17 protein-coding genes and 2 pseudogenes are annotated in these 25874 nt (G+C 69.2%); 12 read left to right on the top strand and 7 right to left on the bottom strand.

The genetic code is table 11. The features are described 5' to 3' along the window. Positions 1-87: 87 nt before the first annotated feature. Positions 88-316, bottom strand: a pseudogene (locus tag CLM62_RS53330) (MFS transporter); the annotation flags it as partial. A 50-nt stretch (positions 317-366) separates the two neighbouring features. On the opposite strand from CLM62_RS53330, the gene CLM62_RS53335 reads away from it, so the two are divergent. Next, complete coding sequence (locus CLM62_RS53335; RefSeq protein WP_373559239.1) at positions 367-774, top strand: hypothetical protein; 408 nt, start codon at positions 367-369, stop codon at positions 772-774. 147 nt (positions 775-921) lie between these two features. On the opposite strand, the gene CLM62_RS41585 is transcribed toward CLM62_RS53335, so the two are convergent. The 4 genes from CLM62_RS41585 to CLM62_RS41600 all read right to left on the bottom strand — a co-directional run bounded on the left by CLM62_RS41585 (position 922) and on the right by CLM62_RS41600 (position 2989). Next, the gene (locus CLM62_RS41585) at positions 922-1395 is read right to left on the bottom strand and encodes an MBL fold metallo-hydrolase (protein WP_257004394.1); all 474 of its coding nucleotides are present in this window, start codon (positions 1393-1395) and stop codon (positions 922-924) included. Between the two features lie 3 nt (positions 1396-1398). Continuing rightward, a complete protein-coding gene (locus CLM62_RS41590; RefSeq protein WP_095755064.1) occupies positions 1399-1902 on the bottom strand; it encodes a hypothetical protein in 504 nt (167 codons plus the stop codon). Between the two features lie 94 nt (positions 1903-1996). Then, on the bottom strand, positions 1997-2437 hold the full coding sequence (locus tag CLM62_RS41595) for a VOC family protein (RefSeq protein ID WP_095755065.1): 441 nt from the start codon (positions 2435-2437) through the stop codon (positions 1997-1999). A gap of 42 nt (positions 2438-2479) precedes the next feature. Next, entirely contained in the window at positions 2480-2989 is a 510-nt protein-coding gene (locus tag CLM62_RS41600; protein WP_095755066.1) for a pyridoxamine 5'-phosphate oxidase family protein, read from the bottom strand. Between the two features lie 159 nt (positions 2990-3148). On the opposite strand from CLM62_RS41600, the gene CLM62_RS41605 reads away from it, so the two are divergent. After that, positions 3149-6145, top strand: coding sequence for a bifunctional [glutamine synthetase] adenylyltransferase/[glutamine synthetase]-adenylyl-L-tyrosine phosphorylase (locus CLM62_RS41605; protein ID WP_095755067.1), 2997 nt, complete (start codon positions 3149-3151; stop codon positions 6143-6145). Positions 6146-6207: 62 nt separating this feature from the next. Here the strand turns inward: CLM62_RS41605 and CLM62_RS41610 are convergent, their stop codons facing one another. Together CLM62_RS41610 and CLM62_RS41615 are read right to left on the bottom strand one after the other, a co-directional pair. After that, complete coding sequence (locus CLM62_RS41610) at positions 6208-7098, bottom strand: phosphatase PAP2 family protein (protein WP_095755068.1); 891 nt, start codon at positions 7096-7098, stop codon at positions 6208-6210. Between the two features lie 205 nt (positions 7099-7303). After that, positions 7304-8353: a LacI family DNA-binding transcriptional regulator gene (locus CLM62_RS41615; RefSeq protein ID WP_306457973.1), complete on the bottom strand. Its 1050-nt coding sequence runs from the start codon at positions 8351-8353 to the stop codon at positions 7304-7306. A 293-nt stretch (positions 8354-8646) separates the two neighbouring features. Here CLM62_RS41615 and CLM62_RS41620 point away from each other — a divergent pair, with 293 nt between their 5' ends. From CLM62_RS41620 to CLM62_RS41665, 10 genes and pseudogenes are all read left to right on the top strand, one after another. Further along, positions 8647-9915, top strand: a complete 1269-nt coding sequence (locus CLM62_RS41620; protein ID WP_095755070.1) for an extracellular solute-binding protein — start codon at positions 8647-8649, stop codon at positions 9913-9915. Positions 9916-10025: 110 nt separating this feature from the next. Further along, a complete protein-coding gene (locus tag CLM62_RS41625; protein ID WP_095755071.1) occupies positions 10026-11030 on the top strand; it encodes a carbohydrate ABC transporter permease in 1005 nt (334 codons plus the stop codon). A 13-nt stretch (positions 11031-11043) separates the two neighbouring features. Then, complete coding sequence (locus CLM62_RS41630) at positions 11044-11952, top strand: sugar ABC transporter permease (protein WP_095755072.1); 909 nt, start codon at positions 11044-11046, stop codon at positions 11950-11952. Positions 11953-12285: 333 nt separating this feature from the next. Continuing rightward, positions 12286-13968 (top strand): glycoside hydrolase family 13 protein, encoded by a 1683-nt coding sequence (locus CLM62_RS41635; protein WP_095755073.1) that lies wholly within the window; start codon positions 12286-12288, stop codon positions 13966-13968. A gap of 135 nt (positions 13969-14103) precedes the next feature. Further along, a complete protein-coding gene (locus tag CLM62_RS41640; protein WP_095755074.1) occupies positions 14104-15474 on the top strand; it encodes an alpha-amylase family protein in 1371 nt (456 codons plus the stop codon). Between the two features lie 128 nt (positions 15475-15602). Further along, positions 15603-17018: a glycoside hydrolase family 30 beta sandwich domain-containing protein gene (locus CLM62_RS41645; protein WP_257004396.1), complete on the top strand. Its 1416-nt coding sequence runs from the start codon at positions 15603-15605 to the stop codon at positions 17016-17018. A 101-nt stretch (positions 17019-17119) separates the two neighbouring features. Continuing rightward, positions 17120-18091, top strand: a pseudogene (locus CLM62_RS41650) (non-reducing end alpha-L-arabinofuranosidase family hydrolase); the annotation flags it as partial. A gap of 55 nt (positions 18092-18146) precedes the next feature. After that, on the top strand, positions 18147-18653 hold the full coding sequence (locus CLM62_RS41655; protein ID WP_257004398.1) for a GNAT family N-acetyltransferase: 507 nt from the start codon (positions 18147-18149) through the stop codon (positions 18651-18653). 109 nt (positions 18654-18762) lie between these two features. Next, positions 18763-24168 (top strand): pullulanase-type alpha-1,6-glucosidase, encoded by a 5406-nt coding sequence (gene pulA / locus CLM62_RS41660; RefSeq protein WP_095755078.1) that lies wholly within the window; start codon positions 18763-18765, stop codon positions 24166-24168. Positions 24169-24244: 76 nt separating this feature from the next. Beyond that, on the top strand, positions 24245-25864 hold the full coding sequence (locus CLM62_RS41665) for a fused response regulator/phosphatase (protein WP_095755079.1): 1620 nt from the start codon (positions 24245-24247) through the stop codon (positions 25862-25864). The last annotated feature ends 10 nt before the right edge of the window (positions 25865-25874 follow it).

The following is a 25874-nucleotide window of genomic DNA, read 5'->3' on the forward strand; positions in this document are numbered from 1 at the left end:
CGGCACCGTGAACAGTCAACAGGGCATGCAGTAAGCGGCGACCTTCGGCAGCGCAGAGCACCGGCGCCAGACCGTTCCCGGCGCCCGTCAGGAGCGAACCGCCTCCGACTCCTGAGGCACGTGCGTCGCAACGATCCTCTCTCGCGCCGTCTGCGGAGCGACCCGACGCCGGTCCACCACAGCCGCGGCAGCGGCGACCCCCAGACCGAGCACCGCCAGGCCCGCACCGGCGACCGCCGGGGACGTCGCGCCGAAGCCCGCCGCCAGGGCGAGACCCCCGATCCACGCGCCCCCCCGCGTTCGCGAGGTCGAACGCAAGCGGAGTTCGCGGCCCGGGGCGGGCACGACCGGCAGGCACAGACCGCATTGGGGCTCGCCTGGTACGACATCGAGGCGGCCCACGCCGACGAGCCCGCCCCGACCGGCTTCTCGAGCGCACACCTCCGGGGTTTCGAGGGCGTGTGCGAGCTGTACGTCGGTGACCCGGCAGCGGCGCACGACCGGTTCGAGCGATCCGCGGAGGTGCTGTCGGCACCTCGCGAGCAGGTCCAGCGGGCGATCGTCACCACCGACCAGGCGCTCGCCCGGATCCGGCTCCGCGAGCCGCGCGCGGCGGCGGAACTGCTGCACCAGTGCGTGGCTGCGGCGTCCGCCACGGGCGGTCGAGTGCCTGCGCTGCGCCTGCGGCAGGCTCGGCGGGAGCTGCGGCCGTGGCGGCGGGCGGACTGGGTGGCCGACCTGGACGACCACCTGATGGACGTGCTGGGTAGCTGACCTTTCCGGGTGGACGGTGCCGTACCGAGAACCTGCCGGTGCTGTAGGCACAGGGCGGAGCAGGTTTGGGGGATTGGCAGATCTGTTCCACCCCCGCGAAGGAAAACCCCAGGTCATATGGCCGTGCCGGTGGAACAGATCTGCCAATCACTGGAGAGAGCGTCGCCAGGCCGTCCGGTCCAGGTCGGCGGCGTTCTCGGCGGGGTGTGGGAGGGCCGTGGCGAAGGTGTCGGCCGCCCAGTAGACCCGCGTCGTGGGGTCGAAGAGTCCGCGCGTCGTCGGGTTGTCGAAGAACGGTGGCCTGATCGCGAGGAGCGTGCGGTCCCCGGCGGTGAAACTCTCGCCGTCGCGCACCCAGCGGGAGCGGTTGAACGGCATCCAGAACTCCTCGGTGTCGATGGCGTAGCGGGCCATCGAGAACCAGGTCGTGACCAGGATGGCGTTCGGGCAGGTGGCCATGACCTCGCGGACGTTTCCCGCGTGGTCGTGGTACTCGTGGGTCAGGAAGACCCATCGCAGGTCAGCCGGATCGACAAGGTTCCAGGCGTGATCAAGCCACTGCTGCCGGTTCGACGGCGCACCCGTGTCGACGAGCACCGGCTCGCTGCAACTTCCGCGCATTGTTCAGCAAGGCCCTCGGTAGGCGGTGACCGCCTCCCGTGCCGCCGACACCTTCTCGGTGAGCAGGCCCTCGACGGCATCAGCGGCCGGAACATCGGTGGCCAGCTCCTTCTTCGCCTCGGCCGCCGCGAAGACGACCGTGCGCAGGTCGTCGTTCAAGTTGGCCGGTACCTGGTCCAACAGCTGGGTGCCCGACAACGCCATGGCGTTGACGGAAGTGATCATGCCGTCCCGCTTCTTGGGCGTTTCGCCGGTCGCGAGGTCGAAAACTGCCAGGTCGAAGACGGGGCCGGCAGCCGCGGAGAACGTGTTCAGGTGAAGGCAGAAATCGGGCCTCGCCTCGGCGGAGGCCGAGGCGGAGGCAGCCGCCGAGGAGGACGGCGCGGAGGACGAGCGGACCGGGGAGGAGGAGGCGCGTGGTGAGGACGCCGACTCCTGGGAGGTGCCGCAGGCGGGGACGGCCACGGCCGCGAGGATCGCGGTACACAGCAACGGTGTGCTTCGCATGCCCGGCAGAGTAGGGGCGGACCTCGGGGACCGGTCCCGGCACTGCCCCGCCACTCCGGCGCCTGCTGTATCCGGGACCGCCCCTCGGTCCCGGCTACCCCTGCCGAGCTGCCAAGTCCGCCAACAGCTGATGCAACGGCTCCGCAGCCCGCCGCCGGAACTCCTGCACCGCCCACCCGTTGCCGTCCGGGTCCGTGAAGTACATGAAGGTCGCGCCGTCCTGCGGTGCGAACTGCTGCGGCTCGCTGATCTCGAGGCCGCGCGCGGTCAGCTCCTCGTAGGCCGCCTTCGCGTCCGTGACGACCAACTGCAGCCCGTGGTACGTCCCAGGCCGCGGCATCCCCGTCGGGACCTCCAGCCCGTCGGCGAGGGCGATGGAACAGCCGGAGCCGGGTGGGGTCAGCTGCACGATCCGCACGCCCGGCATCACCTCGTCGTCGAGATCCACGTGGAAGCCGACCTTGTCCCGGTAGAACTCCTTGGCCCGGTCCACGTCGGAGACCGGCAGCAGAACGACTTCGAGGCTCATGTCCATGGCCTGACTCCCTCGTCGAGGTCGGATGCCAGACGTCGGACGTCAGAACCGCCACCGCGTCTGGCTGAACGGCTCCCCCTTACCGAAGCCGAAAACCGTGCGCGGCGCCACCGCATAGACGACGGCGTGCCCAGGACCGTGGTGGAAATACCCCTCCCGTACCTCGAAGTGCCAGAATTCGCCGTACTTCGCCTCCCACCCGGCGGCCAGCTCGCGTAGCCTCCCGTTGTCCGACACACGCACCGCCTCGCCCTCGACCACCAGGTCGTAGCCCTTGTCCCAGATGTTGGTGCCGGTGGTCAGCACGACGTGCGGATTGTGTGCGAGGTTCTTCGCCTTGCGCTCCTCGGGGCCCGTGCAGAAATGCAGCGCGCCGTGCGCCCAGACCGCCGGCAGCGGTGTCACATGCGGTCGTCCGTCCGGCCGTACCGTCGAGATCCAGAACAGCTCGGCCGATGCGAGCAGCGCCTCGGCGTCGGGCCAGGGGATCGGTGCGGCCGCCTCGTCGCTGTAGCGCGGGTCGAGCCGGGTCTCGGGTTCCTTTTCGCTCATCGGTCGTCCTCCATGCCTGGTGTAACTCCGCGTTCCCCTGCCTTCCCGGTCCAGACTCTCCGCGCCCGCGGAAACTCATCGCCGGCCGACCCGGCGCTTCCCACCAGCTCTGCGGTTAGGCTCGGGCGCGTACGACCTTGATCGGACGGGAGGCCGGGGATGACGGCGCCGGGGCGCAGGAGCAGCACCTTCACGCGACTGCTGCGGCACGGTTTCACCGATCCCTCCGCCGCCGAGCGCCTGCTCGACAGCGCGGAGCTCGCGCCGCTGAGGAACGACCCGGTGCTGCTCGACGCGCTGGGCGCGACCGCCGACCCGGACCTCGCCCTGCACGGTCTCGTACGGCTGCTGGAGGCGCAGTCCGGCCACATTGCCCGCCGGGAACTGCTCGACACGGTGATAGCGGCCAAGCCGCTGCGCGACCGGCTGCTCGGCGTGCTCGGCGCCTCCGCCGCGCTCGCCGACCACCTCGCCCGGCACCCCGGCGACTGGCACGCCCTGGTCATGTACGAACCGAGCGACCTCCACCCGGGGGTGGAGGAGTTCGAACGCGGCCTGGCCGAGGCCACCGACCCGGTCTCCCTGCGCGTCGCCTACCGGCGCTGCCTGCTGTCGATCGCCGCCCGTGACGTGTGCGGCACCACCGACCTCGCCGAGACCGCGGCCGAACTCGCCGACCTCGCCACCGCCACCCTGCGCGCCGCGCTCGCCATCGCGCGCGCCGCCGCGCCCGAGGACGCCGCGCTGTGCCGGCTGGCCGTCATCGCGATGGGCAAGTGCGGCGGCCATGAGCTCAACTACGTCTCCGACGTCGATGTGATCTTCGTGGCGGAGGCCGTCGACGGGGCCGACGAGGGCAAGGCCCTGCGGTCGGCCACCAGGCTCGCCTCGCACATGATGCGCATCTGCTCGGAGACGACCGTCGAGGGATCGATCTGGCCCGTGGACGCCAATCTGCGCCCCGAGGGCAGAAACGGTCCGCTGGTGCGCACGCTCAGCAGTCACCTCGCCTACTACCAGCGCTGGGCCAAGACCTGGGAGTTCCAGGCGCTGCTCAAGGCCCGCCCGGTGGCCGGCGACGCCGAACTCGGCGAACAGTACGTCGCCGCCCTCGAACCCCTCGTCTGGAAGGCCGCCGAGCGCGAGAACTTCGTCCCCGACGTGCAGAAGATGCGGCGCAGGGTGGTCGAGAACATCCCGGCCGCGGAGATCGAACGTGAGCTGAAGCTGGGCCCGGGCGGCCTGAGGGACGTCGAATTCGCCGTACAGCTCCTTCAGCTGGTGCACGGGCGCGCCGACGCCTCCCTCCGCAGCGGCACCACCCTCGACGCGCTCCAGGCCCTCGCCGCCGGCGGCTACGTCGGCCGCGCCGACGCCGTCCAGCTCGACGACGCCTACCGCTTCCTGCGCTCCATGGAGCACCGCATCCAGCTCTACCGGCTGCGCCGCACCCACCTCGTCCCCGAGGACGAGGCCGATCTGCGCCGCCTCGGCCGCTCCCTCGGCCTGCGCGCCGACCCGGTGGCCGAGCTGACCCGCGAGTGGAAACGGCACACCAGCGTCGTACGACGGCTGCACGAGAAGCTCTTCTACCGGCCACTGCTCGACGCGGTCGCCCAACTCGCCCCCGGAGAGGCCCGGTTGAGCCCGGAGGCGGCCCGGGAACGGCTGGTCGCGCTCGGCTACGCGGACCCGGCGGCGGCCCTGCGGCACCTGGAGGCACTGGCCTCCGGCGTCACCCGCAAGGCCGCGATCCAGCGGACGCTGCTGCCGGTCCTGCTCGGCTGGTTCGCGGACTCCGCCGACCCGGACGCCGGACTGCTCAACTTCCGCAAGGTGTCCGACGCGCTGGGCAGGACGCCGTGGTATCTGCGGCTCCTGCGGGACGAGGGCGCCGCGGCCGAGAACCTGGCCCGTGTGCTGTCCGCCGGCCGCCTCGCCCCCGACCTGCTGATGCGCGCGCCCGAGGCGGTGGCGCTGCTCGGCAACGGCAACGGGGGAGGCCTCGAACCCCGCGGACGGGCGCACCTGGAGCAGGAGATCCTCGCCGCGGTCGGCCGCGCGGACGGCGCGGCGCAGGCCGTCACGGCCGCGCGCGGTGTCCGCCGCCGCGAGCTGTTCCGTACGGCCGCCGCGGACATCGTCGGCTCCTACGGCACCGAGGCCCAGCCCGCCGAGGCCGACCAGGGCGCGCTCATGGACCGCGTCGGCGACGCGGTGTCCGACCTGACGGCCGCCACCCTCGCGGGCACCCTGCGCGCGGTGGTCCGGGAAGGCTGGGGGGAGACCCTGCCCACCCGGTTCGCGATCATCGGCATGGGGCGTTTCGGCGGGCATGAGCTGGGTTACGGCTCCGACGCCGACGTGCTGTTCGTGCACGAGCCGCACGAAGGAGTGGATGACCGTACGGCCTCCGAGGCGGCCAACAAGGTCGTCTCCGAGATGCGCCGCCTGCTCCAGATCCCCAGCTCCGACCCGCCGCTGCTGATCGACGCGGACCTGCGGCCGGAGGGCAAGTCCGGACCGCTCGTACGGACGCTGAAGTCGTACGAGGCCTACTACCGCCGCTGGTCGCTGGTGTGGGAGTCGCAGGCGCTGCTGCGGGCCGAGCCGGTCGCCGGGGACGAGGAGCTGGGCCGCCGCTTCGTCGAGCTGATAGACCCGCTCCGCTACCCGGAGGCGGGCCTCGGCGACGACGCCGTACGCGAGATCCGCCGTCTGAAGGCGCGTATGGAGACCGAACGCCTGCCGCGCGGCGCCGACCCGAAGCTGCACACCAAGCTGGGGCCCGGCGGGCTGTCCGACGTCGAGTGGACGGTCCAGCTGCTCCAGATGCGGCACGGGTCGGAGGTGGCCGGGCTGCGCACGACCCGCACCCGGGCCGCCCTCGCCGCCGCCCGCGCGGCCGGCCTCCTCTCGGACGAGGACGCCGGGATCCTCGACGAGGCGTGGGTGCTGGCGACGCGGGTGCGCAACGCGGTGATGCTGGTGCGGGGACGGGCCGCGGACACGTTCCCGTCGGAGGCGCGGGAGCTGGGCGCGGTGGGGCGGTACCTGGGGTACGGCCCGGGGCATGTCGGAGACATGCTGGACGACTACCGGCGTACGGCGCGGCGGGCGCGGGGCGTGGTGGAGGAGCTGCTCTACGGGGGATGACGGGGGATGACGGGCGCTGACGGCGCGGCCGACCACAGTGCCCCCGGCTCAGCCGCCCTCGCTCACCCCGCCCGAGACGGCGAGGGCAGCAGCGCCCCGCCTGCCCCCCGGACCGCCACCAGGCGCGGCAGCGCATACGGCAGGGTGCCGTACCAGACCCACGCCACCGTGAAGCCGAAGGCGAGGCACGCGATGCCGCCCACCGCGTCCAGCCAGAAGTGGTTGGCGGTGGCGACGATCACCACCAGCGTGGCGGTCGGGTAGAGCAGACCCAGCACCCGCACCCACGGCACCGACGCCAACGCGAAGATCGTCAGCCCGCACCACATGGACCAGCCGATGTGCATCGACGGCATCGCGGCGTACTGGTTCGACATGTTCTTCAGGTCGCCGGAGGCCATCGAACCCCACGTCTGGTGGACCATGACCGTGTCGATGAAGTCGCCGCCGTTCATCAGGCGGGGCGGCGCCAGCGGATACAGGTAGTAACCGACAAGGGCGACGCCCGTCGTCGCGAACAACACCATGCGGGTCGCCGCGTAGCGGCCGGGATGGCTGCGGTAGAGCCACACGAGCACACCCAGCGTGACCACGAAGTGCAGTGTCGCGTAGTAGTAGTTCATGCCCACGATGAGCCAGGTCACCGAGTTCACGGCATGGTTGACCGACTCCTCGACGGCGATGCCGAGTTGGTGCTCGGCCTTCCAGATCCAGTCGGCGTTGCGCAGTGCCTCGGACTTCTGCTCCGGGACCGCGTTGCGGATCAGTGAGTACGTCCAGTAACTCACCGCGATCAGCAGGATCTCGAACCACAGACGAGGGCGACGCGGGGTGCGCAGCCGCTGCACGACCCCCTGCCGCGTCTGCCCCGTCTTGTGTCCCGCCTCGGCCATGACGGGATGCGGAACGGCCTCTTCGCGGCCTTCCTGCGGCGTCACGGTCGTCTCACCCATAGGCACAGAGTCTGCCAGAAAGGCCCTTCCCGGCAGATCATCCCCTGGTCGGGTCCGGGCCGCGCGTCTACGCCCGGAAGACCCCCGCACCCTACTACCAGCGCACTGCGGAAAGAGCGAATTCTCCGCCTTGAGGACGACTTGGTCGCCCTAAGGGTTACGTCAGCTTGATCGCCCCAAGGCTTTCGACCGCCCCAGTCTTGCGTCAGCGTCCCGTGTCCTGATGGCGACCCCGGTCCCCGGGCGCCGAAGCCGTGGAACCGCGTACCACCAGCTCCGGCATGAACACGAACTCGCTGTGCGGCGCGGGCGTCCCGCCGATCTCCTCCAGCAGCGTGCGGACCGCCGCCTGGCCCATCGCCGGGACCGGCTTGCGGATCGTCGTCAGCGGCGGGTCGGTGAAGGCGATCAAGGGGGAGTCGTCGAAGCCCACCACCGAGATGTCCTTCGGGACCTGAAGACCCCGCTGCCGGGCCGCCCGTATCGCGCCCAGCGCCATCATGTCGCTGGCGCACACCACCGCCGTACAGGAACGGTCGATCAGCGCGGTGGCCGCCGCCTGGCCGCCCTCCAGGGTGTAGAGGGAGTGCTGGACGAGCTCCGACTCGATGGCGTCCGGGCTCAGGCCCAGCTGGTCCTGCATGGTGCGCACGAAGCCCTCGATCTTGCGCTGCACGGGCACGAACCGCTTGGGCCCCAGCGCCAGCCCGATCCTCGTGTGCCCCAGCGACACCAGATGCGTGACCGCCAGCGTCATCGCCGCCCGGTCGTCGGGGGAGATGAACGGCGCCTGCACCTTCGGCGAGAAACCGTCCACGAGCACGAACGGCACGCCCTGCGCGCGCAGCTGCTCGTAGCGCTGCATGTCGGCCGAGGTGTCCGCGTGCAGACCGGAGACGAAGATGATGCCGGCCACGCCCCGGTCGACGAGCATCTCGGTGAGCTCGTCCTCCGTGGAGCCGCCCGGGGTCTGGGTGGCCAGGACGGGCGTGTAGCCCTGCCTGGTCAGCGCCTGGCCGATGACCTGGGCCAGCGCGGGGAATATCGGGTTCTCCAGCTCCGGGGTGATCAGGCCGACCAGACCCTCGCTGCGCTGCCGCAGACGCACCGGTCGCTCGTAGCCCAGCACGTCGAGGGCGGCCAGCACGGACTGGCGGGTGGTGGCGGCGACGCCCGGCTTGCCGTTGAGGACGCGGCTGACGGTCGCTTCGCTCACCCCCGCCTGAGCGGCGATGTCGGCAAGCCGTGTGGTCACAGGGTGGGACTGTACCGGCCAGGTGTTGCCTTGCGCACCGATCCGGCGGCGTGGGCTCATCGCGCTCCCTCATGAAAGTGGCGGCAAGAGCTTGCAGAGTCTTGCACAGACCATCCCCTACCGCTCTACGGCTGTAAAGAAGCGTCTCACGACGGTCGCCAACAGGTCACGCCCGAATAACTTCAGACCTCTCTTGCATCTTTTTGCTGCAAGGACTTTCGCAACGCTTACATCGCTGTTACGTTCACGTCGCTCGGCGGGGTCCCCCCTCTCGAATTCACCAAGGAGAACTCATGCGGCGTGGCATAGCGGCCACCGCTCTGGTGGCGTCCCTCGCCCTCGCGGCGACGGCCTGCGGCGGAAGTGACAGCGGCGACTCGGCCGACGGTCCGGTCACCCTCACCTGGTGGGACACCTCCAACGCCACGAACGAGGCGCCGACGTACCAGGCCTTGATCAAGGACTTCGAAGCCGCCAACAAGGACATCAAGGTCAAGTACGTCAATGTCCCCTTCGACCAGGCGCAGAACAAGTTCGACACCGCCGCCGGCTCCAAGGGCGCCCCGGACATCCTGCGCTCCGAGGTCGGCTGGACCCCCGCCTTCGCCAAGAAGGGCTACTTCCTGCCGCTGGACGGCACCGAGGCCCTCGCCGAGCAGGACAAGTTCCAGCCCAGCCTGATCGAGCAGGCCAAGTACGAGGACAAGGTCTACGGCGTCCCCTTCACCACGGACACCCTCGCCCTCGTCTACAACAAGGAACTGTTCGAGAAGGCCGGCGTCGAGGCCCCCAAGACCTGGGACGACCTGAAGAAGGCCGCCGCCACGATCAAGGACAAGACCGGCGTCGACGGCTACTGGGGCTCCACCCAGGCCTACTACGCGCAGACGTTCCTCTACGGCGAGGGCACCGACACCGTCGACGCCGCCGCCAAGAAGGTCACCGTCACCTCTCCGGAGGCCAAGAAGGCGTACGGCACCTGGCTGAGCCTGTTCGACGGCAAGGGCCTGCACAAGGCGGACACCACCGCCGACGCCTACGCCCACATCCAGGAGGCGTTCGTCAGCGGCAAGGTCGCCTCGATCGTCCAGGGCCCGTGGGAGATCACGAACTTCTACAAGGGCTCGGCCTTCAAGGACAAGAACAACCTGGGCATCGCCACCGTCCCGGCCGGCTCCACCGGCAAGGCGGGCGCCCCGACCGGCGGCCACAACCTGTCGGTGTACGCGGGCTCCAACTCCGCGCACCAGAAGGCGGCGCTGAAGTTCGTCAACTTCATGACCTCGGCGAAGTCCCAGGAGACCATCGCCCTGAAGAACTCCACGCTGCCGACCCGCGACGACGCCTACACCGCCGAGGTCAAGGCCGACCCGGGCATCGCCGGCTTCCAGGGCGTCCTGCCCGCCGCCCAGCCGCGCCCGGCGCTGCCCGAGTACAGCTCCCTGTGGGGCCCGCTGGACACCGAGCTGCCGCAGATCGCCGGCGGCAAGGAGTCCCTGGACGAGGGCCTGGGCAAGGCCGAGACCGCGATCGCCAAGCTGGTCCCGGACTTCGCCAAGTGACCCCGAGTGGCCGTCGGATCTCCCATGAAATGGGGGGAGAGATCCGGCGGCCACCGGCCTGCGCACGGCCCACCCCTTGATCCGCAGACCTTCGAAAAGGTTGTCGAACCATGACAGTCGCCATCGACCGCGCGACCGGCAAGCGCCGCGGTGACCTCGCCCCGAAGCCCGGGCTGGGCCGGCGCATCAAGCACGGCTACCACAGACACTGGTACGCCTACGCGATGATCGCCCCGGTGGCGATCGTCCTCGGCGTCCTCGTGCTCTACCCCCTGGCCTACGGCTTCTACCTCACGCTCACCGACGCCAACAGCCTCAACTCGGCCCGCACGATCGGCGTCAACGAGATCGAGGCCACCTACAAGTTCATCGGCCTCGACAACTACGCCGACATCCTGTGGGGCGAGACGGCCTACGACCGCTTCTGGTCGCACTTCATCTGGACGGTCGTCTGGACGGCGCTCTGCGTCACCCTGCACTACACGATCGGCCTCGGCCTCGCCCTGCTGCTCAACCAGAAGCTGCGCGGCCGCACCTTCTACCGGATGATCCTGATCCTGCCGTGGGCCGTACCGACCTTCGTCACCGTCTTCGGCTGGCGGTTCATGCTCGCCGACGGCGGCATCATCAACTCCTTCCTGGAGACGCTCCACCTGCCGACACCGCTGTGGCTGGAGGACACCTTCTGGCAGCGGTTCACCGCGATCATGGTCAACACCTGGTGCGGTGTGCCGTTCATGATGCTCTCGCTGCTCGGGGGCCTGCAGTCGATCGACTCCTCGCTGTACGAGGCCGCCGAGATGGACGGCGCCACCGCCTGGCAGCGCTTCCGGTACGTCACCCTGCCCGGCCTGAGGTCCGTCAGCTCCACCGTCGTCCTCCTCGGCGTCATCTGGACCTTCAACCAGTTCGCGATCATCTTCCTGCTGTTCGGCGACACCGCCCCGGACGCCCAGATCCTTGTCACCTGGGCGTACTACCTCGGCTTCGGACAGCAGCCGCGTGACTTCGCGCAGTCGGCGGCCTACGGCATCCTGCTGCTGGCCATCCTGATCGTCTTCACCTCCTTCTACCGCCGCTGGCTGAACCGCAATGACCAGCAGCTCGCGATCTGAGGCAGGAGTTCCCATGAGTACGACCACTGTCGAGACCTCCGCCGAGACGACCGGGCGGGACTCCGCCACCGGGCCGCGCAAGGTCCGCCGCCGCGGCGAGAGCACCCCCACGGCCCGCCTCGCCTCCCACGGCATCCTGATCCTCGCGAGCCTCATCGCGCTCTTCCCGGTCGCCTGGCTGGTCTTCCTGTCCCTCGGCCCGGACAAGGACGACTACCTGCACCCCGGGCGCATCTGGGGCAAGATGACGTTCGACAACTACACGTTCGTCCTGCAGGAGACGAAGTTCTTCGACTGGCTGCAGACCACGCTGATCGTCACCCTCGGCACCACGGCCATCGGTGTGATCATCTCCGCCACGACCGGCTACGCGGTCTCGCGCATGCGCTTCCCCGGCTACAAGAAGTTCATGTGGATACTCCTGGTCACCCAGATGTTCCCGGTAGCCGTACTGATGGTGCCGATGTACCAGATCTTGTCGGAGCTTCAGCTCATCGACAGCTACCTCGGCCTCATCCTCGTGTACTGCACGACCACCGTTCCGTACTGCGCATGGCTGATGAAGGGCTACTTCGACACCATCCCGTTCGAGATCGACGAGGCCGGACGCGTCGACGGGCTGACCCCCTTCGGCACGTTCGCGCGGCTGATCCTGCCGCTCGCCAAGCCGGGTCTGGCAGTCGCCGCCTTCTACAGCTTCCTCACGGCCTTCGGCGAGGTCGCCTTCGCGTCGACGTTCATGCTGTCCGACACGAAGTACACCTTCGCCGTCGGCCTGCAGACCTTCGTCAGCGAGCACGACGCCCAGCGCAACCTCATGGCCGCCACCGCGGTGCTGGTCGCGATACCCGTCTCCGCGTTCTTCTACTTCGTGCAGAAGAACCTGGTGACCGGACTCACGGCGGGTGGCACGAAGGGCTGACGCTCCGCCGGGAGGGCCGCGATGTGCCGGCAGTCGATCGTCCGCGGCTTCGTCGTGGCTGGTCGCGCCCGCGCGGCGGAGCCGCGTGTCGATACAGCCCCGCACCCCCTTGGGGCGCTGCCGAACCGCCGGCGACCCGCTTGGCCCTTCACCGCAGAACTCCCGTGCGGCTTGCCGCGCGGGTGGCGGCCGCGGTGTCCATCCGACCCCGCTGTCACCGCGGCCGCCTCACATCCGTGCGCCGACGAACCCCGAGACTTCCGTAAACCGCCGAAAACCTGTAAGCCGCACAATTCATCCGTGACCCGAACCCCCTTACGTACCAAGGACGCCATGAGCCAGCAGCACTCCGCCGACTCGGCCCCGAGCTCCGCCATCGCCACCGTCGCCAAGCGCCGCGACTGGTGGCGGGACGCGGTGATCTACCAGGTCTATCCGCGCAGCTTCGCCGACAGCGACAGCGACGGCATGGGAGACCTGGAAGGCATCCGTACCCGCCTCCCGTACCTGCGCGACCTCGGCGTGGACGCCGTGTGGCTCAGCCCCTTCTACGCCTCGCCGCAGGCCGACGCCGGCTACGACGTCGCCGACTACCGGGCCGTGGACCCCATGTTCGGCAACCTGCTCGACGCCGACGCCCTCATCCGCGACGCCCATGAGCTGGGCCTGAGGATCATCGTCGACCTGGTCCCCAACCACTCCTCCGACCAGCACGAGTGGTTCAAGCGTGCGGTCGCGGAGGGCCCCGGCTCCCCGCTGCGGGACCGCTACTACTTCCGCCCCGGCAAGGGCAGGAACGGCGAACTCCCGCCCAACGACTGGGAGTCCATCTTCGGCGGCCCGGCCTGGACGCGGGTCACCGAGCCGGACGGCACGCCCGGCGAGTGGTACCTGCACCTCTTCGCCCCCGAGCAGCCGGACTTCAACTGGGAGCACCCGGCCGTGGGAGACGAGTTCCGCTCGATTCTCCGCTTCTGGCTGGACATGGGCGTCGACGGCTTCCGCATCGACGTCGCCCACGGCCTGGTGAAGGCGGAGGGGCTGCCGGACCTCGGAGCCCACGACCAGGTGAAACTGCTGGGCAACGATGTCATGCCGTTCTTCGACCAGGACGGCGTGCACGAGATCTACCGGCAGTGGCGCCGCATCCTCGACGAGTACGCGGGTGAGCGCATCTTCGTCGCCGAGGCATGGACCCCGACGATCGAGCGCACCGCGAACTACGTGCGCCCCGACGAGCTGCACCAGGCGTTCAACTTCCAGTACCTCAGCACCTATTGGGACGCCGAGGAGATGCGCGAGGTCATCGACCGCACCCTGGAGGCCATGCGCCCCGTCGGCGCCCCCGCCACCTGGGTCCTATCCAACCACGACGTCACCCGGCACGCCACCCGCTTCGCCAATCCGCCCGGCCTCGGCACCCAGATCCGCCTGGCCGGCGACCGCGAGCTGGGCCTGCGGCGAGCCAGAGCCGCCACCCTTCTGATGCTGGCACTGCCCGGATCGGCGTACGTCTACCAGGGCGAGGAACTCGGCCTCCCGGACGTCGTCGACCTGCCGGACGAGGTGCGCCAGGACCCGGCCTACTTCCGGGGCGCGGGCCAGGACGGCTTCCGCGACGGCTGCCGGGTGCCGATCCCGTGGACGCGCACGGGATCGTCGTACGGCTTCGGCAGCTCAGGCAGCTGGCTGCCGCAGCCGGAGGACTGGGGCGAGCTGAGCGTCGAGGCCCAGACCGGCGTCCCCGGCTCGACCCTGGAGCTGTACCGCACCGCGCTCACCATCCGCCGCGAACAGCCCGACCTGGGTGCGGGCGACGCGGTGGAATGGCTGAAGGCACCCGAGGGCGTCCTCGCCTTCCGCCGCGGGGAGTTCGTGTGCGTCGCGAACACCGGCGGCGAGTCGGTGACGACTCCGACATACGGCCGTCTGCTCCTCGCCAGCGGTGAGGTGACCGAGGCGGACGGCGAGGTGAAGGTGCCGGCGGACACGACGGTGTGGTGGACGACGGCCTGACGGCCCCTCGCAAGTTTTTTCATTCAACTTCATACGGCCCGCTGCCTTTTCAGGTGGCGGGCCTTTAACATCTGCGTCACCGCAAGTTTGCGGAAACCTTCAGCAAGAACCTTCAAAGACGAAGGAACCCCACACATGGCACGCAGAACCCTCTCCGGGGCCCTCACTCTCACGGCCGCTCTTGTCATGACCCCGACCGTCGCGCACGCCTCCCCGCCCGGCACAAAGGACGTCACAGCCGTCCTCTTCGAGTGGAACTTCGCCTCGGTGGCGAGGGAGTGCACCAACACCCTCGGCCCCGCCGGTTACGGATACGTCCAGGTCTCCCCGCCCGCCGAGCACATACAGGGCGCGCAGTGGTGGACGTCGTACCAGCCCGTGAGCTACAAGATCGCGGGTCGGCTCGGCGACCGCACGGCCTTCCAGAACATGGTGAACACCTGCCACGCGGCCGGTGTGAAGGTCGTCGTCGACACGGTCGTCAATCACATGTCGGCGGGCAACGGCACCGGAACCGGCGGCTCGTCGTACACGAAGTACGCCTACCCGGGCCTGTACTCGTCGTACGACTTCGACGACTGCACGAGCCGGATCAGCAACTACCAGGACCGCTGGAACGTCCAGCACTGCGAACTGGTGGGCCTCGCCGACCTGGACACCGGCGAGTCGTACGTCCGCGGTGCCATCGCCGGCTACATGAACGAGCTCCTCTCCCTCGGTGTCGACGGCTTCCGCATCGACGCGGCCAAGCACATGGACACCGCTGATCTCGCCAACATCAAGTCACGGCTCACGAATCCCTCCGTGTACTGGAAGCAGGAGGTCATCTACGGCAGCGGTGAGGCCGTCCAGCCCACGGAGTACACGGGCAACGGTGACGTCCAGGAGTTCCGCTACGCCTACGACCTCAAGCGTGTCTTCAACAACGAGAACCTCGCCTACCTGAAGAACTACGGTGAGGGCTGGGGCTACATGAACAGCTCCGTGTCGGGCGTCTTCGTCGACAACCACGACACCGAGCGCAACGGCTCCACGCTGAACTACAAGGACGGCGCCAATTACACGCTGGCCAACGTCTTCATGCTGGCCTGGCCCTACGGCGCTCCGGACATCAACTCCGGCTACGAGTTCTCTGACACAGACGCGGGTCCGCCGAACGGCGGCCAGGTCAACGCCTGTTGGCAGGACGGCTGGAAGTGCCAGCACAACTGGCCCGAGATCAAGTCCATGGTCGCCTTCCGTAATGCCACGCGCGGTGAGGCCGTCACCGACTGGTGGGACAACGGGGGCGACGCGATCGCGTTCGGGCGGAGCAGTAAGGGGTTCGTGGCCATCAACCACGAGTCGGGCTCGCTGAGCCGTACGTACCAGACGTCGCTGCCTGCGGGGACGTACTGCAACCTGCAGAACAACACGACCGTGACGGTGAACTCCAGTGGGCAGTTCACGGCCACCTTGAGCTCGAACACGGCCCTCGCGATCCACGCCGGCAAGTCGAGCTGCTGAGCCGCTCCCGCCCCTCCGCGTGACCGCGCGTTGTTGCGACTGGCAATGTGCGGTACGCGAGGGGTTGACGGTTCAGGAACCCCGCCCTACCTTCCGCAGAATATGGGAGCGCTCCCACGATTTGGGGCATGAATGGGCGGATCATGATGCGCAGACTCAGAAAGTGGACGGTGACGTCCCTGGCGGTCTTACTGACGGTCGCCGGTGTCACCGCGGCGACCAGGCCGGAGGCCAGAGCGGCCACCACCGCGACCATCAACGGATCGACCACCCTCCAGCCGATCGACGGTTTCGGCTTCTCCGAGCACTTCGGCCGGGCCGACATCATGCGCGGTTCGCAGGGCCTGTCCGCACCGAAGCAGCGCGAGGTACTGGACCTGCTGCTCAACCGGTCCACCGGCGCCGGACTCAGCATCCTGCGCCTCGGCATCGACTCGGGCATCCAGCCGACCGACCCCGGCGGGCCGAACGCCACCCCCAAGTACGTCTGGGACCGCCAGGACAAGGGCCAGGTGTGGCTGGCCCAGCAGGCCAAGGCCTACGGGGTGAACCGCTTCTACGGCGACGCGTGGACCGCCCCCGGTTACATGAAGACCAACGGAACGGACGCCAACGGCGGGACCCTGTGCGGCCTCGCGGGCGCGACCTGCGCGAGTGGCGACTGGCGCAAGGCGTACGCCGACTACCTGGTGCAGTGGGCCAAGTTCTACGGCCAGGAGGGCATCCGGATCACCGACCTCGGCTTCACCAACGAGCCCGACTACACCGCCACCTACGACTCCATGCGACTCACGCCCGCCCAGGCGGTCGAGTTCACCAAGGTGTTCGGCCCGATCGCGAACGCGGCCGGACACAAGGTCGTCTGCTGCGACTCCTTCGGCTGGAACCAGCAGAAGAACTACACCAGCGCGATCGAGGCCGACGCGACGGCGCGGGGTCTGGTCGCGACCCATGCCGGCCACACCTACGCCAGCCCCGTCGACGGACCCCTGCCGACCCAGAAGCGGACCTGGATGTCGGAGTGGTCGCCCAACGGCACCACCTGGAACGAGGCCTGGGACGACGGCAGCGGCTACGACGGCTTCACCGTCGCCTCCGCCGTCCACGACGCCCTCACCAAGGGCAACACCAACGGCTACATCTACTGGTACGGCGCCTCGGTCGGCGCCACCCGCGGCATGATCCAGCTCGACGGCGACAACTACCGGGTCTCCAAGCGGCTGTGGGCGATCGCCAACTACAGCCGCTTCGTCCGGCCCGGCGCCACCCGCATCGGCGCCACCACTCCCGACGCCGGCCTCAAGCTGTCGGCGTTCCGCAACACCGACGGATCGGTGACGGTCGTGGCACTCAACGCGGCCACCAGCGCCACGCAGGTCTCGTACAGCCTGCGGAATATCGGGTTCACCACCGGGACGGCGACGCCGTATCTGACCAACGGCTCCAACAGCACCGCGAGGCAGTCCGCCGTGCCGGTCACCGGGGGCTCCCTGAGCGCCACGGTTCCGGCCCGGTCCCTGGTCACCTACACCATCAAGCGATAGGAGTCGCGATGCGCGTGAGAAGTCGTCTGGGCGTCTTACTCGGCGGGCTCGGCCTGCTGATCGGCGCCCTGGTGTCGCCGTCGTCCGCGTCCCCCGAGAAGGCGGAGGCCTTACCGAGCAGCTTCACGTGGCAGTCCAGCAACGTGCTGATCTCCCCGAAGTCGGACGCGAGCCACAACCTCAGCGCGATCAAGGACCCGTCGGTCGTGTACCACAACGGCCGGTGGCACGTGTTCGCCAGCACCGCGAGCAGCACCGGCGCGTACAGCATGGTGTATCTGAACTTCACCAGTTGGCAGCAGGCCGGCGCCGCACAGCACCACTATCTGGACCAGACCCCGATCGGCGCCGGGTACAAGGCGGCGCCGCAGGTGTTCTACTTCGCGCCCCAGAAGCTGTGGTACCTCGTGTACCAGACCGGGGACAACGCGGCGTACTCGACCACCGCGGACATCGCCAACCCCAAGTCGTGGACCGCCCCGAAGAAGTTCTACGCGAACGGCATGCCGCAGATCATCAGGGACAACATCGGCAGCGGCTACTGGGTCGACTTCTGGAACGTCTGCGACAGCGTGAACTGCTATCTGTTCTCCTCCGACGACAACGGGCACCTCTATCGCTCGCAGACCACCCGGGCGAACTTCCCCAACGGCTTCACCAACACGGTCATGGTGATGTCGGACTCCAACAAGTACCGCCTGTGGGAGGCCGCCAACGTCTACAAGCTCAAGGACTCGAACACCTACCTGCTGCTCAACGAGGCGATCGGCAGCGACGGCAAGCGGTACTTCAGGTCCTGGACGTCGAACAGCATCACCGGCACCTGGACCCCGCTCGCCGACACCGAGTCCAACCCCTTCGCGCGGGCCAACAACGTCACCTTCAGCGGCACGCCCTGGACCCGGGACATCAGCCACGGCGAGATGGTCCGCCACACCAGCGACGAGACCCTCACCATCAACCCGTGCCGCCTGCAGTACCTGTACCAGGGCATGAACCCCTCGGCCAGTGGCCCCTACAACACCCTCCCCTGGCGGCTGGGCCTGCTGACGCAGACCAACTCCAACTGCTGAACCATCCCCTCGCTGAACCCCCAACGCCGGGGCGTCCTCTGACATGATCACCGATATGCCCGCCGTCACCGCCTTCGCCCAGTGGCCCGTGTCCCTCGCCACGAAACGGCTGGTACTGCGGCCCGTCGAACCGGAAGACGTCCCGGCGCACGCACGCCTGTGGACCGACGCCGAGGTACGCCGTCACCTCGGCGGTCCGGTTCCGGCGGAGGTGGTCCGCGTCCGCGCAGAGCGGTGTGTGGGGGTGCCGGGGCTGTTGAGTGTGGTCCGTGGAGAGGACGCGGTTGTCGTCGGCTCGGTGATGGTGGAGCCGGGGGCACGCAGCGGACGCACCGAGATCTCCTACCAACTGCTGCCTGAACACTGGGGGAGCGGTTATGCGCGCGAGGCGGTGGCGGCTGCCGTCGAGTGGGTCCCGCTCAGCGTGCCGGGCGCGGACATCGTGGCCGTGACGCAGGAGGCCAATCTACGATCGCGTCGGCTGCTGGAGGCCCTGGGAGCCACGTGCGTCGAGCGGTTCGTCGAGTGGGGGCAGCCACAGGTGATGTACCGCCTGGGGTAGTTGAAATTTCTTGCCGCGAGTTTCAAGACTCTTGCTGTAAGCCTTTCGGCGGCGATACGTTTCGCGCGGGGTCGGACCCACAAGAGCCGTTATCGCAAGGAGTCCATCTGTGATACCGAGATGGCCGACGCCGTCGAGGCGCCGAACCACCCACGCCGGACGGGTCGCTGCGGTCACCGTGACCGCGCTGGCCGCAGCGCTCGTCCAGCCCCTCGCGGCGCGGGCGGACACCCCGCCTCCGCCCCCGTCCGACGCGAGGCTCGCCGCCGAGCCCGCCCGGCACGATGCCACCCGCGAGCAGTTCTACTTCGTCCTGCCGGACCGTTTTGCCAACGGCGACCCGAGCAATGACAAGGGCGGGCTGACCGGTTCGCGCCTCGCCACCGGCTACGACCCCACCGACAAGGGCTTCTACCAGGGCGGCGACCTCAAGGGCCTGACCAAGCGGCTCGACTACATCAAGGGCCTGGGCACCACCGCCCTCTGGATGGCCCCGATCTTCAAGAACCGGCCTGTGCAGGGAACCGGCGCGAACGCCTCCGCCGGCTACCACGGCTACTGGATCACCGACTTCACCCAGGTCGACCCGCACTTCGGCACCAACAAGGACCTGGAGACCCTCATCGACAAGGCCCATGCCAAGGGCATGAAGGTCTTCTTCGACGTCATCACCAACCACACCGCCGACGTCGTCGACTACGAGGAGAAGTCCTACGACTACCTCTCCGAGGGCGCCTTCCCGTACCTGACGAAGGACGGCGAGCCCTTCGATGACGCGGACTACGCGGACGGTGCGGAGAGCTTTCCCGCCGTGGACGCCGACTCCTTCCCGCGCACGCCGAAGGTCACGGAGCGCACCAAGGTCCCGTCCTGGCTCAACGACCCGACGATGTACCACAACCGCGGCGACTCGACCTACGCCGGCGAGTCGACCACGTACGGCGACTTCTCCGGCCTGGACGACCTGTGGACCGAGCGTCCCGAGGTCGTCGAGGGCATGGAGAAGATCTACCAGCGGTGGGTCAGGGACTTCGGCATCGACGGCTTCCGGATCGACACCGTGAAGCACGTCAACATGGAGTTCTGGAGCCAGTGGGCGACTGCGCTGGACGCCTACGCGGCCAAGCGGGGCCGCGACGACTTCTTCATGTTCGGCGAGGTGTACTCCGCCGACACCGCGGTCACTTCGCCGTACGTCACCCAGGGCCGCCTCGACGCCACGCTCGACTTCCCCTTCCAGGAGGCGGCCCGGCAGTACGCCTCCCAGGGCGGCAGCGCGAGGAAGCTGGCTTCCGTCTTCGGTGACGACTACAAGTACACGACCGACAAGGCCAACGCGTACGAGCAGGTCACCTTCCTCGGCAACCACGACATGGGCCGCATCGGGTACTTCCTGAACCAGGACAACCCCAAGGCCACGGACGCGGAAATCCTCGCCAAGGACGAACTCGCCAACGAGCTGATGTTCCTCAGCCGCGGCAACCCCGTCGTCTACTACGGCGACGAACAGGGCTTCACCGGCTCCGGCGGCGACAAGGACGCCCGCCAGCCCCTGTTCGCCTCCCGTACGGCCGACTACCTCGACGACGACGAGATCGGCACCGACCGCACGCACGCGAGCGACGCGTACGACCCGAGTGCACCGCTCTACCGGCAGATCAGTGCTCTCTCGAAGCTGCGGAAGGCCAACCCGGCGCTGACCGACGGAGTCCAGACCGAGCGGTACGCGGCGGACGGCGCCGGCGTCTACGCCTTCTCGCGCACCGACGCCAAGTCCGGCACCGAGTACGTCGTCGCCTTCAACAACGCCGGCGAGGCGAAGACCGCGACGTTCGCGACGGGCTCGGGGCAGATGGCGTACACCGGGATCTACGGCACCGACCGGACGACCACGTCCGACGCCAACAAGAAGATCATCCTCACCGTCCCGCCCGGCTCGGCCATCGTCCTCAAGGCGGCCGGCAAGCCCGCCAAGCCCGCCACCAAGCCGACGATCACCCTCAAGGCCCCCGCCCCCGGCGCCACCGGCACCGTGGAGCTCGGCGCCGACGTCGACGGCGGACAGCTCAACCGCGTCGTCTTCGCCGCCCAGGTCGGAGGCGGCAAGTGGCGGACCCTGGGCTCCGCCGACCACGCCCCGTACAAGGTCACCCACACCATCGCCGAGGACGTACCGGCCGGTACGGCCCTGCGCTACAAGGCGGTCGTGATCGACTCGGCCGGCCGCACGGCAAGCGTCCTGGCGGCCTCCACCACCGGCACCCCACCCACCGAGCAGCCGCCCACCGCCTCCTCCCGCGACTACGCGATCGTCCACTACAAGCGCACCGACGGCGACTACGCCGACTGGGGCCTGTACGCCTGGGGCGACCTCGCCGACGGCGAGGCCACGAACTGGCCCGACAGCCACCCCTTCATCGGCCGGGACGCGTACGGCGCCTTCGCCTACGTCAAGCTGAAGCCCGGCGCCTCGAACGTCGGCTTCCTCGTCATCGACAAGGACGGCAACAAGGACGTCTCCGCCGACCGCACGATCGACGTCACCGAGACCGGCGAGGTGTGGATCGAGCAGGGGAAGCCGGACGTACGGACGAAGCGCCCGGACTACCCCGCCCAGGACAGGACCAAGGCCGTCCTGCACTACCACCGCGGCGACGGGAACTACGACGGCTGGGGCCTGCACGTCTGGACGGGCGCCGCGAACCCCACCGAGTGGTCGAACCCCCTGAAGCCGGTGAAGACTGATACCTATGGCGCAGTCTTCGAGGTACCGCTCACCAGCGGTGCCGGCAGCCTCAGCTACATCGTCCACAAGGGCGACGAGAAGGACCTGCCCACCGACCAGTCGCTCGACCTCACGGCGAACGGTCACGAGGTGTGGCTGGTGAGCGGCCAGGAGAAGTACCTGCTCCCGCAGCCGGCCGGGTCCGCCGCCGCGCTCGACCTGACCACCTCCAAGGCGATCTGGATCGACCGGAACACGGTCGCCTGGAACGGCTCCGAGGGGGCCGCATCCACCCAGCTGCTGTACTCCCGCGAGGGCTCGATCGAGGTGAAGGACGGCGGGCTGACCGGCGACGACCAGCGCTGGCTCCGGCTGACGAGGACCACCCTCACGGACGGCCAGAAGACGAAGTTCCCGCACCTGAAGGACTACACCGCCTGGTCCGTCGATCCGCGCGACCGCGACCGGGTGCGCGAGGCCCTCACCGGCCAGATCGTCGCCTCCCAGCGGGCCGCGAACGGCGCCGTGCTGGCGGCGACGGGCGTCCAGATCGCCGGCGTACTCGACGATCTGTACCCCGGGGCGACGAAGGCGGAGCTCGGGCCGACATTCCACAACGGCCGTCCCACGCTGGCGGTCTGGGCGCCCACAGCCCACTCCGTGAAGCTGGAACTCGACGGCTCCACCGTGGCCATGAAGCGCGATGCCGCCACCGGCGTCTGGTCCGTCACGGGCCCCAAGTCCTGGAAGAACAAGCCCTATCGGTATGTCGTGAAGGTCTGGGCGCCCAGCGTCCGGAAGGTCGTCACCAACAAGGTCACCGACCCCTACTCGGTCGCCCTCACCGCCGACTCCGAGCGCAGCCTCGTCGTCGACCTCGACGACAAGTCCCTTGCCCCCAGCGGCTGGTCGAACCTCCGTAAGCCCAAGGCCGTACCGCTGAAGGACGCCCAGATCCAGGAACTGCACATCCGGGACTTCTCGGTGGCGGACAGGACGGCGAAGCACCCTGGCACCTACCTGGCCTTCACCGACAAGGACAGCGACGGCTCGAAGCACCTCCGTGAGCTGGCGAAGTCGGGCACCTCATACGTCCATCTCCTCCCCGCCTTCGACATCGCCACCATCCCCGAGAAGAGGTCCGACCAGGCGAGAGTCGACTGCGATCTGGCCTCCTACCCGGCCGACTCCGAGAAGCAGCAGGAGTGCGTCGGGAAGGTCGCCGCGAAGGACGCCTACAACTGGGGCTACGACCCGTACCACTACACGGTCCCCGAGGGTTCGTACGCGACCGACCCGGACGGCACCGGCCGTACCGTCGAGTTCCGCGAGATGGTCAAGGCGCTGAACGAGGACGGCCTGAGGGTCGTCATGGATGTGGTCTACAACCACACCGCGGCCAGTGGCCAGGCGGAGACGAGCGTCCTCGACCGGATCGTCCCGGGCTACTACCAGCGGCTCCTCGCCGACGGCTCGGTGGCCGACAGCACTTGCTGCGCCAACAACGCGACCGAGAACTCCATGATGGGCAAGCTGGTGGTCGACTCGATCGTCACGTGGGCCAAGGAGTACAAGGTCGACGGGTTCCGCTTCGACCTCATGGGCCACCACCCGAAGGCCAACATCCTCGCCGTCCGTGAGGCCCTGGACGCGCTGACCCTCGAAAAGGACGGCGTCGACGGCAAGAAGATCATCCTCTACGGGGAGGGCTGGAACTTCGGCGAGGTCGCCGACGACGCCCGCTTCGTGCAGGCCACGCAGAAGAACATGGCGGGGACAGGGATCGCGACCTTCTCCGACCGCGCCCGTGACGCCGTGCGCGGCGGCGGCCCCTTCGATGAGGACCCGGGCGTCCAGGGCTTCGCGTCCGGGCTGTACACCGACCCCAACTCGTCCACGGGCAACGGCGCTTCGGAGGAACAAAAGGCCCGTCTACTGCACTACCAGGACCTGATCAAGGTCGGCCTCTCCGGCAACCTGAAGTCGTTCACCTTCACCGACACGGGCGGCGAAGAGGTCACCGGCGCCGACGTCGACTACAACGGCTCACCCGCCGGCTACGCGGACGCCCCCGGCGACGCCCTCGCCTACGCCGACGCGCACGACAACGAGACGCTGTTCGACGCGCTCGCCTTCAAGCTGCCGTCTGCGACGAGCGCCTCCGACCGCGCCCGGATGCAGGTCCTCGCCATGGCGACCGCCACCCTCTCGCAGGGCCCGTCCCTCTCCCAGGCGGGCACCGACCTGCTGCGCTCCAAGTCCCTGGACCGCAACTCCTACGACAGCGGCGACTGGTTCAACGCGATCCACTGGAACTGCGCCGACGGCAACGGCTTCGGACGCGGGCTGCCGATGGCGGCCGACAACGCGTCCAAATGGCCGTACGCCAAGCCCTTGTTGAGCGGCATCAAGGTGGGCTGCGAGCAGATCGAGGGCACCTCGGCCGCGTACCAGGATCTGCTGAGGATCCGTACGACGGAGAAGGCGTTCTCCCTCGACACGGCCGCCCAGGTGCAGTCGGCGCTCTCCTTCCCCCTGTCCGGGAAGGACGAGACGCCCGGCGTGATCACCATGGAGCTCGGTGACCGCGGTGATCTCGTCGTAGTGTTCAACGCGACGCCGAGGACCGCGCAGCAGCGCGTCGACGCACTCGCCGGGACCGGCTACCGGCTGCACCCGGTGCAGGCGTCGGGGGCGGACTCTATCGTCAAGTCGGCATCCTACGAGCGGGTTTCGGGCACGTTCGCCGTTCCGGGTCGTACTGTCGCCGTGTTCGCGCGCACGGACTGACGTCGCACTACTTTGGGTGGGGCGGACCCGATCGCGGGGCCGCCCCACTTCCCTTTTCCCCGCGGGACCGGCGGACATGGACGGCAACGGCAAGCAGACCGACACGACCGTGCTGGTCGTCGACGACGTGGCGGCCAGCCGCTACGCCCTGGGCGCCGTGCTGCGGCGCGCGGGCCACCAGGTCGTGCCGGTCGCGAGCGGGAACGAGGCGCTCGTCGAACTCGACGTACGGCTGCACACGGGCACCCTGCCGGACGTGGCCCTCGTCGACGTCGGGCTGCCGGACATGAGCGGCTTCGAACTGTGCCGCCGGGTCAAGTCCAGGCCGCTCATGGCGGCGCTGCCCGTGGTCCACTTCTCGGCCGCGGCGGTGGGGCCGGGGGACCGGTGCCGGGGGCTGGACGCGGGCGGGGACGCCTATCTGACGGTGCCCGCCGAGCCGCGGGAGATCCAGGCCGTCGTACGGGCGGCGGTGCGCGGGGCGCGGCGGAGCAACGGGGCCGAGACACTCGTCCACCGGCTGACGCTGCTGTCCGAGGCGATCGTGACCGTGCAGTCCGCGCGCACCCTGCGGGAACTGGCCGAGGCGGCCGCGGACGGAGGCGCCCGGCTCACCGGCACACCCGCGGCCGTGTTCGTCGTCGGCCCGGACGGCGAGCTGCACCGGGGCACCTCCCGCAACCGCAGCTCCCTCGCGCTGCCCGACAGCGCCGCGCACGAGGCGGTCGCGCGGCTGGTCGCGCGGATCGCCGACGGGCAGACCGGGGTGCACAGCGTCGTCGTGCCCGCCCCGCTGTGGCCGGCCGGTTTCTTCCGGCCCGGCGTCCAGGAGGACGCCCGGCTCGTGGTGGCGCTGACCCAGCAGGGCAGGGCACCGGTGTGCGTGGCCAGGCCCGTGCGCCGGGTCGGCGGGAAGGATCCGGTGGACGACGGGCTGATCGCCCGCCTCGCCGAGGCGACCGCGCTCGCCGCCGAGCCGCTGCTGATGTACCAGGCGGAGCGGCACGTCGCCCTCACCCTTCAGCACAGCTTCCTGCCCCAGCCGCACAAGCTGGCCCGGCTGCCCGGCGTCGGCCTCGTCGTCCGGTACGTGCCCGCGTCCCGGGAGACCGAGATCGGCGGCGACTTCTACGCCGCCGTGAGTACCGGCGAGGGGGTGCTGACCGCGGTCGGCGACGTGGTCGGGCACTCGCTGGACGCGGCCACCGTCATGGTCGAGATCCGGCACGCGCTGCGCGCCTACTGCGTCGAGGAGAGCGACCCTGCCGTCCTCGCGGCACGCCTGGACCGGATGCTGCTGCACTACCACCCCGACGTCACCGCCACCGTCTGCCTGGTCCTGACCGACCCGGACACGGGGCGCACGCGCATCGCCAACGCGGGACACATCCCGCCGCTGATCGTGCGGGACGGCTCGGGCGCCGACTACGTCGAGGCGTGCGGGCCGCTGCTGGGCCTCGGCCTGGACCGGCCGGAGCCCGCCGAGCTGTACCTCGACCCGACCGACCGCCTCCTCATGGTCACCGACGGCCTCATCGAGAGCCGCGGCACGGACCTCGAGGTCTCCCTCGAACACCTGCGCAGGGCCGCCGCCGACGCCCCACCCGGCCTGGACGCCCTGTGCGACACCCTGCTGGGCTGCTTCGGCCACGACCGGGAGGACGACATCGCGCTGCTGGCGCTGCGGTTAGGGTGACTCCTGTTGC

This window comes from Streptomyces sp. SA15, from assembly GCF_002291145.1.
Taxonomy (GTDB): domain Bacteria; phylum Actinomycetota; class Actinomycetes; order Streptomycetales; family Streptomycetaceae; genus Streptomyces.

What these genes read in the sequence shown, in the direction of transcription:
- CLM62_RS41585 (WP_257004394.1), bottom strand. Translation starts at nt 1,395, where the DNA reads ATGCGCGGAAGTTGCAGCGAGCCGGTGCTCGTCGACACGGGTGCGCCG.
- CLM62_RS41590 (WP_095755064.1), bottom strand. Translation starts at nt 1,902, where the DNA reads ATGCGAAGCACACCGTTGCTGTGTACCGCGATCCTCGCGGCCGTGGCC.
- CLM62_RS41645 (WP_257004396.1), top strand. Translation starts at nt 15,603, where the DNA reads ATGAATGGGCGGATCATGATGCGCAGACTCAGAAAGTGGACGGTGACG.
- CLM62_RS41630 (WP_095755072.1), top strand. Translation starts at nt 11,044, where the DNA reads ATGAGTACGACCACTGTCGAGACCTCCGCCGAGACGACCGGGCGGGAC.
- CLM62_RS41595 (WP_095755065.1), bottom strand. Translation starts at nt 2,437, where the DNA reads ATGGACATGAGCCTCGAAGTCGTTCTGCTGCCGGTCTCCGACGTGGAC.
- CLM62_RS41665 (WP_095755079.1), top strand. Translation starts at nt 24,245, where the DNA reads ATGGACGGCAACGGCAAGCAGACCGACACGACCGTGCTGGTCGTCGAC.
- CLM62_RS41605 (WP_095755067.1), top strand. Translation starts at nt 3,149, where the DNA reads ATGACGGCGCCGGGGCGCAGGAGCAGCACCTTCACGCGACTGCTGCGG.
- CLM62_RS41655 (WP_257004398.1), top strand. Translation starts at nt 18,147, where the DNA reads ATGCCCGCCGTCACCGCCTTCGCCCAGTGGCCCGTGTCCCTCGCCACG.
- CLM62_RS41625 (WP_095755071.1), top strand. Translation starts at nt 10,026, where the DNA reads ATGACAGTCGCCATCGACCGCGCGACCGGCAAGCGCCGCGGTGACCTC.
- CLM62_RS41620 (WP_095755070.1), top strand. Translation starts at nt 8,647, where the DNA reads ATGCGGCGTGGCATAGCGGCCACCGCTCTGGTGGCGTCCCTCGCCCTC.
- CLM62_RS41610 (WP_095755068.1), bottom strand. Translation starts at nt 7,098, where the DNA reads ATGGGTGAGACGACCGTGACGCCGCAGGAAGGCCGCGAAGAGGCCGTT.
- CLM62_RS41635 (WP_095755073.1), top strand. Translation starts at nt 12,286, where the DNA reads ATGAGCCAGCAGCACTCCGCCGACTCGGCCCCGAGCTCCGCCATCGCC.
- CLM62_RS41640 (WP_095755074.1), top strand. Translation starts at nt 14,104, where the DNA reads ATGGCACGCAGAACCCTCTCCGGGGCCCTCACTCTCACGGCCGCTCTT.
- CLM62_RS41600 (WP_095755066.1), bottom strand. Translation starts at nt 2,989, where the DNA reads ATGAGCGAAAAGGAACCCGAGACCCGGCTCGACCCGCGCTACAGCGAC.